The 14,525-nt window shown below is 69.5% G+C and carries 12 protein-coding genes; 7 read left to right on the forward strand and 5 right to left on the reverse strand.

Annotated elements, in window-relative coordinates; all coding sequences use genetic code 11:
• Positions 1-78 precede the first annotated feature (78 nt).
• The 3 genes from CHC09_RS41760 to CHC09_RS41770 are packed head-to-tail and all read right to left on the reverse strand — an operon-like array spanning position 79 to position 2,212.
• Positions 79-279, reverse strand: coding sequence for a ferredoxin (locus CHC09_RS41760; protein WP_089298810.1), 201 nt, complete (start codon positions 277-279; stop codon positions 79-81).
• Entirely contained in the window at positions 276-1,514 is a 1,239-nt protein-coding gene (locus CHC09_RS41765) for a cytochrome P450 (RefSeq protein WP_373871983.1), read from the reverse strand. The genes CHC09_RS41760 and CHC09_RS41765 overlap by 4 nt, the downstream gene beginning before the upstream one ends.
• 59 nt (positions 1,515-1,573) lie before the next feature.
• Positions 1,574-2,212 carry a TetR/AcrR family transcriptional regulator gene (locus CHC09_RS41770; protein ID WP_089298812.1) on the reverse strand — a complete coding sequence of 213 codons (639 nt, stop codon included), beginning with the start codon at positions 2,210-2,212 and terminating at the stop codon, positions 1,574-1,576.
• Positions 2,213-2,499: 287 nt separating this feature from the next.
• Here CHC09_RS41770 and CHC09_RS41775 point away from each other — a divergent pair, with 287 nt between their 5' ends.
• Positions 2,500-3,066: a maleylpyruvate isomerase N-terminal domain-containing protein gene (locus CHC09_RS41775; protein ID WP_089298823.1), complete on the forward strand. Its 567-nt coding sequence runs from the start codon at positions 2,500-2,502 to the stop codon at positions 3,064-3,066.
• A gap of 29 nt (positions 3,067-3,095) precedes the next feature.
• Here CHC09_RS41775 and CHC09_RS41780 read toward each other — a convergent pair whose 3' ends face one another.
• Positions 3,096-3,701 carry a transposase gene (locus tag CHC09_RS41780; RefSeq protein ID WP_342352371.1) on the reverse strand — a complete coding sequence of 202 codons (606 nt, stop codon included), beginning with the start codon at positions 3,699-3,701 and terminating at the stop codon, positions 3,096-3,098.
• Between the two features lie 154 nt (positions 3,702-3,855).
• On the opposite strand from CHC09_RS41780, the gene CHC09_RS41785 reads away from it, so the two are divergent.
• The 6 genes from CHC09_RS41785 (at position 3,856) to CHC09_RS41810 (ending at position 13,101) form a co-directional block, all read left to right on the forward strand.
• On the forward strand, positions 3,856-5,586 hold the full coding sequence (locus tag CHC09_RS41785) for a GMC family oxidoreductase (protein ID WP_089298813.1): 1,731 nt from the start codon (positions 3,856-3,858) through the stop codon (positions 5,584-5,586).
• A gap of 82 nt (positions 5,587-5,668) precedes the next feature.
• Positions 5,669-7,453, forward strand: coding sequence for an alkyl/aryl-sulfatase (locus CHC09_RS41790; protein WP_089298814.1), 1,785 nt, complete (start codon positions 5,669-5,671; stop codon positions 7,451-7,453).
• Positions 7,454-7,549: 96 nt separating this feature from the next.
• Positions 7,550-8,134, forward strand: a complete 585-nt coding sequence (locus CHC09_RS41795; protein ID WP_089298815.1) for a TetR/AcrR family transcriptional regulator — start codon at positions 7,550-7,552, stop codon at positions 8,132-8,134.
• 179 nt (positions 8,135-8,313) lie between these two features.
• Entirely contained in the window at positions 8,314-9,615 is a 1,302-nt protein-coding gene (locus CHC09_RS41800) for an MFS transporter (protein WP_203833280.1), read from the forward strand.
• Positions 9,616-9,723: 108 nt separating this feature from the next.
• Positions 9,724-11,208: a long-chain-fatty-acid--CoA ligase gene (locus CHC09_RS41805; RefSeq protein ID WP_089298817.1), complete on the forward strand. Its 1,485-nt coding sequence runs from the start codon at positions 9,724-9,726 to the stop codon at positions 11,206-11,208.
• 180 nt (positions 11,209-11,388) lie between these two features.
• Positions 11,389-13,101 (forward strand): aldehyde dehydrogenase family protein, encoded by a 1,713-nt coding sequence (locus CHC09_RS41810; protein WP_089298818.1) that lies wholly within the window; start codon positions 11,389-11,391, stop codon positions 13,099-13,101.
• A gap of 616 nt (positions 13,102-13,717) precedes the next feature.
• Here CHC09_RS41810 and CHC09_RS41820 read toward each other — a convergent pair.
• A complete protein-coding gene (locus CHC09_RS41820) occupies positions 13,718-13,912 on the reverse strand; it encodes a hypothetical protein (RefSeq protein WP_089298820.1) in 195 nt (64 codons plus the stop codon).
• Between the last annotated feature and the right edge of the window lie 613 nt (positions 13,913-14,525).

Genomic DNA, 14,525 nt, shown 5'->3' on the forward strand with positions numbered 1-14,525 from the left:
CCGTTTGATCGCCGAAGTGAGCCCGCCGATGCTGTCCGAGCCGATCGCCTCCGAGGCGGAGGCGATCTACATTGAGCGCTACTCCGTCAGGGAGAGGGCGCGGCTCGGGCAGATTTCGACGGCGATCCGTGCCCGCTTCAAGGCCTCGTCGTCCGCTGGGGTGTCTTGGAGGAGGACGACCGTGCCGTCCTCATCGCTTTGGTCGAACGCGTCGGGGTTGGTCAGGACGCACTGGCCTGATCCGACGCAGCGGTCGAGGTCCGCCGCGATCTTGGTCATGCCGGGTCCTCCCATGTCACGGGTACCTCGTGGATGCCGTAGATGAGGGCGTCGTTTTTGTAGGGCAGCGTGTCGGCGGGTGTGGCGAGCCGTAGCGTCGGGATGCGGCGGAAGAGGGTGTCGAAGACGATTTGCAGTTCCATGCGAGCCAGGTTTTGGCCGAGGCACTGGTGGATGCCAAACCCGAAGGCGACGTGGTTACGGGCGCCCCGGTCGAGCTTGATCTCTTCCGCCTCGTCGAAGGCCGACGGGTCGTGGTTGGCAGCGTTGCTCAGTGCCAGGACGGGTTCGCCGGCCCGGATGGTTACGCCGCCGATCTCCACGTCCTCGACGGCGACGCGGGAGTTGGCGAACTCGGCGATGGTGTAGACCCGCAGCAGCTCCTCGATCGCGGGGAGCGTACGCGCCGGGTCCTCGCGCAGCGCCGCCAGTTCGTCCGGGCGCTCCAGCATCGTCACCACGCCGAGCGAGATCATGTTGGCGGTGGTCTCGTGGCCGGCGATCAGCAGCAGGAAGGCCAACGACAGGACGTCCTCGGGATCGTTGCCCTGGGCGAGCTGACGGCCCAGCAGGTCGTCGGCCGGGTCGGCGGCCTTCTCGGCGATCAGCTCTTTGAGATAGTCGCGCAGCTCCGTGACCGCCTGCCGCCGGCCCTCGGCGGTGACGACGCGGCTCAGCAGGGCCGAGCTGTGGCTCTGGAAGAAGTCGTGGTCACGGTAGGGCACGCCGAGCTGCTCGCAGATGACCAGGGACGGCACCGGCAGGGAGAGGGCCCGTACGAGGTCGGCGGGGCGCGGGCCGGCCAGCATGGCGTCGATGTGTTCGTTGACGATCTGCTGGATGCGCGGGCGCAGGCCGGCCATGCGGCGCACGGTGAACTCGCCGACCACGGCCTTGCGGGCGGGACCGTGCTCGGGCGGGTCGAGCTGGATAATCGATGGGCGCATGAGGTCGAAGGCGGGTTGCTCGCGGGTGAACCGGGGGAAGTTCGGGTGCTGGCGGTCGGAGCTGAACCGCGGATCGGTGAGCATGGCGCGGATGTGTTCGAGTCGGCTCAGCGCCCAGGCGACCTGGCCACTGGGCAGGGTGACCTGGGAAATCCCCGATTCGGTGTCCCGGATGCGGGTGTGCTCGTCCGGGGGCGCGTACGGGCAGCGGCGGGTGGTCTGCAAGGCGGGAGCGGTCACCGAGGAACCTCCATCGGTCGCAGTCGAAGCTAAGCGGAATAAAACCATCCGCTTCTGCGGAGAGTAGCTCTGAATCCAGACAATCGTCCAGAGTTGACAGTGAGCTCTCAGGAATCCAGGTGGAGGGCGGTGATGCTGACCGGCTCACCGGGAAGCACGCTCTGCCCGCCGGGGTGCAGGCCGTCCAGGATGAGAGTCAAGCAGCGGCGCATCAGCAGGTCGGACATCTCCGCGGACCGGCTCGGTGGCGGTTTGAGCAGGAGCGACACCACCGCGAACACGTCACCGGCGCCGACGTCGGACCGCATCGAGCCCTCGGCCTGGGCCCGCTCGACTAGGTGCTCGACGAGGTCGAGCACCGCGGCGCGGGTGTGTCGGAAGTCGGGTGCCTCTTTGAGGGCCTGCCGCGTGTGTTCGTCCATCATGGTCACGTGCGTGCTGAACCGCAGGTCGACGGCCCGGCGGACGATCCGCGTGAGGGCGTCCCAGGCGGCCGGCTCCTCAGCGATCGCGGCGTGGGCGTCGGCCAGGATGGCCGAGAGGCTCTCTAGGGCCACGGCGCGCAGCAGCGACCCCCGGTCGGGGAAGCGGCGGTAGAGAGTGCCGACGCCGACCCCGGCCCGCCGGGCAATCTCGTCCATCGGCGCACCCGGGCCGATCTCGGCGAACACGACCCGAGCCACGGACACGATGTGGTCGCGGTTGCGCTGGGCGTCGGCCCGCAGCCGGGTTGTTTCAGCCTTCATCGAATCCTCCCGCGTTCCCGGCAGATTAGCCGGGCGCGATCGTGCCGGCCACCGGCTGCCGGTCCGGATCCAACGGCGTCCGGCCAGATCCGTGCCTACCTTGCCACCAGGGACCGGCAGCGTGCCGGTTCGATAGCGGCCGCATCCCAGTCGTTCGCGCGAAGCCGAGGCGGTCACCGTTCGTATCCCTGGGCCGACCTGCGTGTACGCGGATCTGCTTGATGAGCGTGCGTTCGGCGGCACAGCAAGGAGGCGCGAGATCTGGCAGGCTCCTTGTTGTGCGCCCGCTGGACAGCCGTGATGTCGACCAGGCTGTGGCCGAGATGGTGCGGGTACTTACGCCGCACGAGTCCGCGGACTGGCGGCGCCCGGCCGGCGCGCTCGACTGGAGCTGCTGGGAAACAGCCGCCCATGTCGCGCATGACCTGCTCGCGTACGCCGGGCAGCTCGCTGCTCTGCCCGACTCCGCCTACCTTCCGTTCGACCTGGTAGTACGCGACGACGCGTCTCCCCGTGATCTGCTACGAATAGCCACCGGCGCAGGACGATTGCTGAGCACCGCGTTGGCCGCCTCCGGTCCTTCGCTGCGAGCGTGGCACTGGGGCCCGACAGACCCGAGCGGCTTCGCAGCGCTAGGTGTGAACGAGACACTGGTGCACACCCACGACATCACCCAAGGACTGGGCATCCGCTGGCATCCACCTGAATCTCTCTGCAGCGCCGTGCTCGCTCGGCTCTTTCCCAACGCTCCGGACGGGGATCCGGTCCAGGGGCTTCTCTGGGCCACAGGGCGTACCGACCTTCCCGGCCATCCTCGGCTCACCTCCTGGATTTCGAAGGCTGCGGTCGGATAGACCAACGCCGGATACGGTCGCTCACGCTGTCACCGCATCCGCTCATGGCACCCCGCTGTGTCAAGAGGCGACGAGGGCTGGTGTTCTAGGCTGGGTCCAGCGGGTCCGGGAAGTGACTTGTCCGAAGTGTCGATCAAGGGGATCAGATCGGCCGCGCTGGATTGCAGAGTCGCCCCTGTGTGTCCTCCCGGACCCGTCTCGACCTTCTTTGTGTCTCTGATCATCTGCCGGTAGACGACGCCGGACAGTCGGCGTTTCAGCACACGCACGGCTTCTATCGGAGTCTTGCCGGCGGCGAGTTTGCGTCGGTAGTAGGCGCGACCTTCGGTGCCGTTGCGGAGCTGGACGACGGCCATGATGTGCAGGGTGCGGTTGATGCGCCGGTTTCCGGCCCGCGACAGCCGGTGCCGGTTCTGATCGCCGGAGGGCCCTTGTCCCAGTTCTCCGCGGGCATCTCGATGAAACTCCGGGATGCCTTGACGGCGTAGGCGTCGATGCCCGACGGCAGGGAGCGTTTCAGGGCTGTATGCGCATGACCAGTGGCTGCGGCCCCGGAGAGCGGCGCCGGGCGACGAAAGCCGCGCCGAGGATCGACCGAACGGCCAATTCGGCGTGGGGTCCGGCCGTCCTGAGATCGTCGCTGCGGACGGCCGGGGTTTCCTGTCGCCAGGGTCTTGCTTTGCCGATGGCTAATTACGATACTCGCAGTAACGTATTGGCCCTCATGGAGGCCGCGCCCGAGCACCACCGTCCCCGGAAACCCGACCCCATGCGGAAGGCCCCCGTCTCATGACCCACCACGACTACGACGTGCTCGTCATCGGATCCGGCTTCGGCGGTTCCGTGTCCGCCCTGCGCCTGACGGAGAAGAACTACCGCGTCGGCGTGCTCGAAGCCGGGCGCCGATACACCAGCGAACAACTGCCCAAGACCTCCTGGGACGCGCGCAAGTTCGTCTGGGCCCCGGCTCTTGGCCTGTACGGGATCCAGCGCATCCACCTGCTGCGCGACGTCGTGATCCTCGGCGGCGCGGGCGTCGGCGGCGGCTCTCTGAATTACGCCAACACGCTGTACGAGCCGCTCGCACCGTTCTTCGCCGACCCGCAGTGGGCCCGCATCACCGACTGGCGCGACGAACTCGCAGACCACTACGACCAGGCCCGGCGCATGCTCGGGGTCACCCAGAACCCCACCGTCACCGAGGCGGACAATGTCATCAAGTCGGTGGCTGACGACATGGGCGTCGGGCGCTCCTTCACGCTGACGCCGGTCGGCGTGTTCTTCGGCGAGGCCGGCCGGCCGCCCGGCACAGAGGTCGACGACCCGTTCTTCGGCGGCGCCGGGCCCAAACGCCACACCTGCATCGAGTGCGGCTCGTGCATGACCGGCTGCCGTCACAACGCCAAGAACACACTGGACAAGAACTACCTCTACCTGGCGGAACGCAACGGCTGCGTCATCCACCCGATGACCACCGTCGTCGACGTCAAGCCGCTGCCCGGTGGCGGGTACGCCGTGCACACCGTGACGACGGGACGGTCCGTCCGCCGTAGGCGCAACCGGCGCACCTTCACCGCCGGGCAGGTCGTGTTCTCGGCCGGCACCTACAACACGCAGCGGCTGATGCACCGGCTGCGCGACACCGGCTCGCTGCCGAACATCTCCGCCCGGCTCGGCCACCTGACCCGTACCAACTCCGAGTCCATCCTGGGCGTCAAGGCGCGGGCCAAGAATCCCGCCTACACGCAGGGCGTGGCGATCACGTCCTCGATCCACGTCGACGAGCACACGCACATCGAGCCGGTGCGCTACGGCAAGGGCAGCAACGCGATGGCGTTGCTGCAGACCGCGCTCACCGACGGCGACCAGGGCCGCCCGCGCTGGGTGACCTGGGCCAGGACGCTGCTCACCCAGCCACGGCAGTGGACCTGGTTCTCGCCGAGGAACTGGTCCGAGCGGACGATCATCCTGCTCGTGATGCAGGCCCTGGACAACTCCATCACCGTCCGGGGGCGCCGGAACCTGCTGGGCCGGTACACCCTCACCTCCGGTCCCGGCCACGGCGAGCCGAACCCGACCTGGATCCCCGCCGCCAACGACGCCGCGCGCCGGGTCGCCTCCAAAATCGACGGTGTCGCCGGAGGCACCATCGGCGAGATCGCCAACATCCCGCTAACGGCCCATTTCATCGGCGGCTGCCCCATCGGCGACTCTCCGGAGACCGGTGTCATCGACCCGTACCACCGGCTGTACGGGCACCCGGGCATCCACGTCGCCGACGGCTCGACGGTGTCGGCCAACCTGGGTGTGAACCCGTCGTTGACCATCACGGCGCAGGCCGAGCGCGCGATGTCGTTCTGGCCCAATCGCGGCGAGCCTGACCCGCGACCGGCGCTGGGCTCGGCCTACCAGCGCCTGGCTCCGGTCGCGCCGGCACGGCCCGCCGTCCCGGTCGGCGCGCCGGGCGCGCTGCGCACCCCCGGCGCCGCGCCGTCATCCGCGGACAGCTCCGCTCCCTGACCATGGCGGGCCGGACCACGAAGGACCTCGTCCCAGGACGGCCGAGCTGGTATCCCCTCGCGTACACAAATGGAGATTTTCTATGAGCAATGCACCCGACTTCGACAACGCCGACCGGGGTTTCGTCGCGGCGCTGACCCCCGGCGTCGTCACGGCCTCGGACGGGCGCGTCGTGTGGGACGCCGACGGATGGGCGGCGCTGCTGGCGGGCGAGTGTCCGGATACCGTGAACCCGAGCCTGTGGCGGCAGGGCCAGCTGTGCTCCCGGCAGGGCCTCTACGAGGTCACCGAGGGCATCTACCAGGTTCGCGGCCTGGACATCTCGAACATGACGATCGTCGAAGGCGACACCGGAGTGGTCGTCATCGACCCGCTGCTCAGCGTGGAGACCGCCGCGGCGGCGCTCGGCCTCTACCGCGCCCACCGCGGCGACCGCCCGGTCACCGCGGTGGTCTACAGCCACTCCCACGCCGATCACTTCGGCGGGGTCGCCGGCGTCACCGACGGCACCGTCCCGATCCTCGCGCCGGTGGGCTTCATGGAGCACGCCGTGGCGGAGAACGTGTACGCCGGCACGGCGATGACCCGCCGGGCCGGGTTCATGTACGGCGCGACCCTGCCAGTGGGACCTGCCGGGCAGATCGGGTTCGGGCTGGGCCTGGCATCCTCCACCGGCACCGTGTCGCTGTTCCCGCCGACGGTCCACATCACGCGTACCGGGCAGGAGGAGATCATCGACGGCGTGCGTATGGTGTTCCAGCTGACGCCAGGCACCGAGGCGCCCGCCGAGATGAACTTCCTGTTCCCCGACCACCGCGCCCTGTGCATGGCCGAGAACGCCACGCACACCATGCATAACGTGCTGACCTTGCGCGGTGCGCTGGTACGCGACGCCCGGATCTGGTCGCGGTATCTGACCGAGGCGATCACGCTGTTCGACGGCCGGGCGGATGTCCTGTTCGCCTCGCACCACTGGCCCACCTGGGGCCACGACGACATGATGCGGTTCCTGTCCGAGCAGCGCGACCTGTACGCCTTCCTGCACGACCAGACGCTGCGGCTGCTCAACCAGGGACACACCGGGACCGAGATCGCCGAGATGATCCAGTTGCCGCCGGCGCTGGACACGGCATGGCACGCGCGCGGCTACTACGGATCGGTGTCGCACAACGTCAAGGCCGTCTACCAGCGGTACCTCGGCTGGTTCGACGGCAACCCGGCGAACCTGTGGCAGCACCCACCGGTCGAGACCGCGCAGCGATACGTCGACTGCCTCGGCGGCGTCGACGCCGTGCTGACCCATGCGCGCGGCTACCTCGACGAGGGAGATCTGCGGTTCGCCGCGCAGCTGCTGCAGCACGCCGTCTTCGCCGACCCGGATCGCAGCGATGCCCGGGAACTGCTGGCCCAGGTGTTCGAGCGACTTGCGTACGGTGCGGAGAACGGCATCTGGCGCAACTTCTACCTGACCGGCGCGCAGGAACTGCGGCACGGTCCGAACGCCACACCGGTCGACCTCGGTGGTGGCATGGCCGCGGTGCTCTCGGTCGAGCAGATCTTCGACACGCTGGCGATCCGGGTCGACGCCCCGAAGGCCTGGCACGACACCATCGTCATCGACTGGACGTTCACCGAGCTGGGTCAGTCGTATCGGACGACGCTGCGCAACGGGGTGCTTCTGCAGCAGCAGGACCCGCCGGCCGGGCAGCCCGACCTGAGCCTCACCCTGACCAAGCGGGACCTGCTGGGGGTGCTCGCCGGAAGCGGCCTCGGCGGCATCGCCCACGACGGTGACCTCGAGCTCCTCACGCGGCTGGCCGGTTACCTCGACGCGCCCGATCCGAGCTTCACGATCGTGACGCCCTGATGGCGGTGACGGGCCGGCTGCGTGCCGTGCCGGGGGGCGGCCGGGGTGGCTCGGCGCGCTGCGCGGACGGGGCGTCCCCACCAGTACGCTTCCGGTATGGCCGATGTGCGGGTGGAACGAAGGCCGGGGCGGCCCCGGGAGGAGCGCTTCACCGGCGCGGTCCTGTCGGCCGTGCTGGACCTGGTGGCCGAGCAGGGCCTCGCCGCGGTCACCATGGAGGCGGTGGCGGCGCGTGCCGGGGTGAGCAAGCCCGCCATCTACCGGCGCTGGCCGGGCAAGCACGACCTGTTCATCGCGGCTGCCGAGACACGCATCGGCACGCTCAGCGTGCCCGATCTAGGGGACTTTCGCGCCGAGTTGAGGGCGGTGCTCGACGCACGGCTGCGGGCCTACCAGATGCCGGGGACGGCTCAGCTGCTGGCCGGGCTGATCTCCGCGTCGCAGGAGGGTGGCGAGGTGCGCGTCGCGTACCAGCGATACACCACCCGGATCATGAGCGAGACGCGGAAGATCCTGGAGCGCGGGATCGCCCGCGGCGACGTACGCGCCGGCGTCGACGTACGGGCCGCGGCCACGCTGGTGGCGGCCCCGATGATCTTCCGCCTGATGATCGAGCAGGAACTGCCCGACGAGCGTTTCGCCGCCGACCTGGCCGACATGCTCGCCCGCGCCGTGGCCTGACCGGCCGCGAGCTGGACTTTCGGTTCCTTTCCGGGGCAGAGGGCCTTGCCTTGGCGAACCCCAATAACGATACTTGCAGTAACGAAAATGGCGTGTCGGCGGTCACACACGCTGGAGCGTGATCGCACGCATCCCGCCGACCTGACCGGCACACCCGTCCCAGCCCCCGCGGAGTCCCCGTGACCGATACCGAAGTCGCACCCGCAACGCCCGCAGGTGCCATCGAGACGACCCGAGACAACCGGCGCCGCGCATGGATCGTCACCGCCATGCTGGTCGCCTTCATGATGGTCAACTTCGCCGACAAGGCCATCCTGGGCCTGGCCGCCGACCCGATCATGAAGGATTTCGGCCTTTCCGCGACCCAGTACGGCGCCGCGAACAGCGCCTTCTTCCTGCTGTTCTCCATCTTCGGTGCCGTCGGCGGGATCCTGGCCGACCGCGTGCCGCCCCGGTGGGTGCTACTGGGCATGATCCTGCTCTGGTCGGTGTCCCAGGCGCCCATGGCACTCGGTGCGGGAGTCGCCATGCTGTTCGCCTCACGGATTCTGCTGGGCGCCGCCGAGGGACCCGCCTTCCCGATCGCTCAGCAGACCACGCTGTCCTGGTTCCCGGACCACCGGCGCAACCTGCCCAGCGCACTGATCACCGTCGGCACCACCCTGGGCATCGTGATCGCCGCGCCCGTACTGACCTGGGTGGTGCAGCAGTACGGCTGGCGGTCCGCCTTCGGTGTGGTGGCGGTCGCCGGCTTGCTGTGGGCGGCGGTGTGGGCGTTCGTCGGCAAGGAGGGCCACCACGCGGTCGCGGCCGACGCCATCGGGACCGCCGCGAAGCCGGGTCCGGGCACAGTTGGCTACCGGCGGATCCTCGCCACCCGCAGCTGGATCGGTGTCACCGCCGCCTACGCCAGCACCTACTGGATGCTAGCCCTGGGCCTGGTCTGGCTGCCCTCGTATCTGCACAACGGGCTGGGCTACTCCACCACCACCTCGGCGAATCTGGTAGCGGTGATCTGGGCGGTCAACGCCGTCGCGTTGCTGGGCCAGGCCGGGCTGACCGGGTGGCTGTTGCGTCGCGGGGTCGGCAGCCGCTGGGCACGGGCCCGGGTCGGCGGCATCACCCTTCTCCTCGCCGCGGTGGGCTGTCTCGCCCTGTCCGGAGGGCAGCACGGGCCGGTCACGGTGCTGTTGCTGGTGCTCGGCTTCGGGATCTGCGGCGTGATGACGAGCATCGCGGTCACCACGGTGGCGGAACTCGCCCCCGCCGAACGCCGGGGCGGCTCGCTCGGACTCATGAACGCCGTGGCGACCGTCGCGGGCCTGGTCGGGCCCATCCTGATCGGCCGTCTGGTCGACACCCAGGGGCTGGCCGGATACCGCAACGCCGTCGTGCTCTCCGGAGTGCTGCTCCTGCTGGGCGGGCTGGCCACGGTCACGCTCGTCGACCCGGACCGGGACCGGCGCCGTCTGGCGGCGTGACGCCCACGTAGTACCGGCTCGCCGGGGAAGCCTCGTCCACAGCAACGCCTCCGTCGCGGCCCGACCGACACCACCACCATCCGCCGAACGAAACAGGGAGACCTGAACATGACCAATCTCGCCCAGAATCTGGCCGTTTCGGCGGCCCGCGACGGCGACGCCCCCGCTCTGCGACTCGGCGACACGGTGGTGTCCTACGCGCAGCTCGACGTGGCCGGCGCCCGCGTGGCCGGGCTGCTGCGGGACCACGGCGTGCAACCCGGTGACCGCGTCGGCATCATGCTGCCGAACGTGCCGCAGTTCGCCGCCGCCTACTACGGCATCCTGCGCGCCGGCGCGGTGGTGGTCCCGATGAACGTGCTGCTCAAGGCCCGTGAGGTGGCGTTCTACCTGGGTGACTCCCAGGCCAAGCTGGTGCTGGCCTGGCACGGGTTCGCCGAGGATGCCACGGCCGGCGCGGCTGCCGCCGGCACCGAATGCCTGCTGGTGACGCCGGGCGAGTTCGAGGCCCTGCTGGGCGACACTTCCCCGCAAGACCAGATCGTCGAGCGCGACCCCAGCGACACCGCCGTGATCCTCTACACCTCCGGCACCACCGGTTCGCCAAAGGGTGCCGAGCTGAGCCACGCCAACCTGATCCGCAACGCCGAGGTCGCGACCGACCTGTTGACGTTGACCTCCAGTGACGTCGTCCTGGGGGCTCTGCCGTTGTTCCACTCGTTCGGGCAGACCTGCGGTCTCAACGCGGCCGTCGCCGCAGGGGCGTGCCTCGCTCTGGTGCCGCGCTTCGACCCGCAAGCCGCGCTCGAAATGATCCATCGGCACCGCGTCACGATCTTCGAGGGCGTGCCGACCATGTACGTCGCGCTGCTGGCCCATCCCGAGCGGGCCAGGTTCAATGTGGACAGCCTGCGCCTGTGCGCGTCCGGCGGTGCGGCGCTGCCGGTGGAGGTGCTACGCGCGTTCGAGGCGGAGTTCGGCTGCATCCTGCTGGAGGGGTACGGCCTTTCGGAGACCTCGCCGGTCGTGTCGTTCAACCATGCCGACCGCGAGCGCAAGGCCGGGTCGATCGGCACGCCCGTCGAAGGGGTGGAGATGGCGCTGCGCGACGTCGAGAACGGCATCGGCGAGATCGTGATCCGGGGCCACAACATCATGAAGGGTTACTGGGGCCGCCCGGACGCGACCGCGGAGGTGATCGACGCGGCCGGCTGGTTCCACTCCGGCGACCTCGCGCGCATGGATGAGGACGGCTACTTCTTCATCGTCGACCGCAAGAAGGACATGATCATCCGTGGCGGTTACAACGTGTACCCGCGGGAGATCGAGGAGCTGTTGTACGAGCACCCGGCGGTGCGTGAGGCAGCCGTCATCGGCATCCCGCACGCCGAGCTGGGCGAGGAGGTGTGCGCCGCGATCGCGCTGAAAGACGGTGCCACGGCAACCGCCGGCGAGCTGCGCGAACACGTGAAGACGCAGGCGGCGGCGTACAAGTACCCGCGGCACGTGTGGATCGTCGACGAGCTGCCGAAATCGCCCACCGGCAAGATCCTCAAGCGTGCGGTCGAGGCCCCCGCAGACTTGGTCATGTGACCCTGCGCGCCCAGCACCGGGCCCTGGACACCGCCGCCTGCCGGTCGGCAGAACGGCAGGCGGCGGTCCGGATCAGCACCACGAAACAGACCCGACCCCTGCATCCGCGCAATGCGCCCGTACGGGCCCACGGGTTCGACCGCCGCATACCGACCTACGCAGACAAGGACGTTCACCCCGATGAGCATCACCTCCACCGACACCGCCCGACTCGACCAGATGCTCGCCGAGCTGTCCGCCGGCGAGCGCGGCTGGGCCCGCGAGTCGCTCGCCGCACGCCGTGCCCTGCTGATGGACGTGCACGCGAACGTCGCTGCCCGGGCCGAGGAATGGGTACGCGTCGCCGGAACCATCAAGCAGCTGCCTGCCGCCTCCCCGCTGCTCGGCGAGGAATGGACCAGCGGCCCGTGGGCGGTCCTCGGCTACCTGCCCGCCCTGGCCGAGACACTGAGCCGCCTGGACCAGGGGCGCGACCTGCTGGACGGGTATCGCTTCGGTAGCGCCCCCGGTGACCGGGTGACCATCGAGGTGCTGCCGCACCACTTCTACGACCGGCTGCTGCTCAGCGGCTTCACGGCCGAGGTCTGGATGGAGCCCGGCGTGACCGAGGGGGAGACCCGGGACCGTGCCGGGCTGGGCCTGCGTGCGCCGGAACAGACCGCCGGGGTCGCCGTGGTCATGGGCGCCGGCAACATCACCTCCATCGCGCCGCTGGACGTGCTCTACCAGCTCTTCGCGTACAACCGGGTGGTGCTGCTGAAGCTCAACCCGATCACCGACGCGCTGCTGCCGGTGTTCGAAGCGGTGTTCGCCCCGTTCATCGAGCGCGGCTATCTGCGCATCGCCACCGGTGACGCGACCGTCGGCGACCACCTGGTGACCCACCCAGGTGTCGCCGCCGTACACATCACCGGCAGCGAGGCCACCCACGACGCGATCGTCTGGGGTGCCGGCGCGGCCGGTGTCGCGGCGAAGGCCGCGAACACGCCGCGCCTGACGAAGCCGATCACCAGCGAGCTCGGCGGGGTCTCCCCGACCATTGTGGTGCCCGGCCGCTGGTCGAAGGCGGACATCCGGTTCCAGGCCGAGCACATCGCCACGCAGCGCCTGCACAACAGCGGCTTCAACTGCATCGCCGCCCAGATCGTCATCGTCGGCAAGGACTGGCCGCAGAAGCAGGAGTTCCTCAGCGCACTTCGCGCCGCGCTCGCCACCGCACCCGAGCGCCCCGCCTGGTATCCGGGCTGTGACCTACGGGTGGCCGGCGCGCGGCAGGCGCATCCGCACCACGAGGCGCTCGGCGGCACCGGACGCACCCTGCTGTGGGGGCTCGACCTCGCCGACGAGGCCGAGTCGGCGTTCGGCACCGAATACTTCGGTCCGGTCCTCGGCGTCGCCGAGCTGCCCGGCACCGGGCTGGAGTTCCTCGACGCCGCGGTCGACCTCGCCAACGAGCGCCTGCACGGCACGCTGGGCGCCAACCTGGTGATCGACCCCCGCACCCGGCGGCAGTTCGGCGCGCACCTGCGGCAGAGCATCGCCCGGCTGCGCTACGGCACCGTCGGTGTCAACGCATGGACCGGTGTGGGCTACCTGACCGCCCGCGCGACCTGGGGTGCCTTCCCCGGACATCTCTTGGAGGACATCGGCAGCGGCCACGGCGTAGTGCACAACTCGCTGCTGCTGCACCGGCCCGAACGGACGGTCGTGTACGGGCCGTTCCGGCCGCTGCCCCGGTCCGTGATGACCGGCCAGTTCAGCATCACTCCGAAGCCGCCGTGGTTCGTCACCAACCGGACCGCCGCGACGACCGGGCGGCGGCTGACCGCGTTCGCCGCGCGGCCCCGCTTGACGGCCCTGCTCGGCATCTTCGCCTCCGCCCTACGGGGGTGAGGACTGGTCGGCAGACCAGTGCTCGACTCTGATCACGCATTAGCGGTCGCGTTGGCGCGGGATCAGGCGCCGTCTCGGGCCGAAAGCAGCGGCGATGACTCCTGCAGCTACGTATAAAACCATGGCGATCATCGCGGCGCGTGCCCGGTGGCCGGGGCAAAGACCGCTGGCCACCAACATGATCGTCAACGGGTCCATATTTCTCATGGTGGCCCTGCTGGGTTGCAGGAGCGACGAAACGGTGAGGACTCCCTGCCGCCCCAGTGCTGACATACTGCTGAGACACCTGGCCTTCACCCACGAGCGGTCCGGCGACCTCAGCGGCGCCGCTTCTCTCTACCGCCAGGCCGCCGACCGCGGCGACCCGGGCGCTCTGCACGCCCTGGCCCGGCTCAGCGCCCAGGCAGGCGACTCGGACGCCGCTGTCCGCCTCGGCTGTGCCGCGGCGAGCTCCGACTACGCCACCCAGCAGACTGCGGACGCGATCTTGTCGCCACTCAGGACATCAACCTGTCGGCGCTACTGGAAGCGCCACCGGCAACGGGTAGCGCCCGCTGCGGCGGACAGACCGCGGGCAGATCCTGTCCGTGGACAGGATCGCGTCCGGTCTGTCAGGTCAGCCGGGCACGGAGGTGGGTGAGCCGGTCGGCCAGGTCGGGATCTGTCCGTGCTGGGCGTACGGGAGCAGGTGGCCGGTGCCGCACTGGTGGCATTCGTCGCCGGCGACGTCGGACCAGCTGTCACCGAACCAGTGGTGGTCGTCGTCCTCGCCGTCGGGGTGCTGGTGTCCGGGGACGACGATCGCGCACATGTCGCAGACCAGTAGCGCCTGCTCGTTGACGGCGGCGGCGAGCGCGGCTGGATCGGTGCGGCGGCGGGCCCACCGGCCGAGCGCGGCCAGCTGGGCGTCGACGCGCTCCTGCCGACGGCGTGTGTGCTCGGTCAGCAGCGCGGTCTGCAGCCGGGAGGCAGCCGCCGAGAAAACCTAGGTCCGAATCACTAGACATTCCCGCCGAGCCTGCTAACATTTCTCCCGTTGACAGCAGAGATCAGCTAAGACGCAGACGAAGCAGACCGAGCGTTACGCAGGGCCCGGACCCCGTTCCGTGGCTCGCTCGGCACAGCAGTGGGAAGTAAGCATCACCGCACGCAGCAAGGAAAGGTACGCGGAAGTGGAACGTAAGACCCTGACGTAATTCCAGGTCAGGGCGGGCGGGCCGATGCTGGTTTCGGGGCTCGCCGGGCAAGACAGTCCGTCGCACGTGCACGGGGCCATGAAGTCGCGTGGGGCTCCGACACCGGCGGACGGCACGACAGGCAGCACAGCAATTTGGAAGCAGAGGAAAGGGAGGGCACGAACACCGTTGGATCGCCCGTCGCCGGGACGCAGTTCGACTCCGGCGCGGACACCGCAGTTTCCATCG

Origin of the sequence: Actinoplanes regularis, from assembly GCF_900188005.1 — a bacterium.
GTDB classification, from domain to species: Bacteria; Actinomycetota; Actinomycetes; order Mycobacteriales; family Micromonosporaceae; genus Actinoplanes; species Actinoplanes regularis.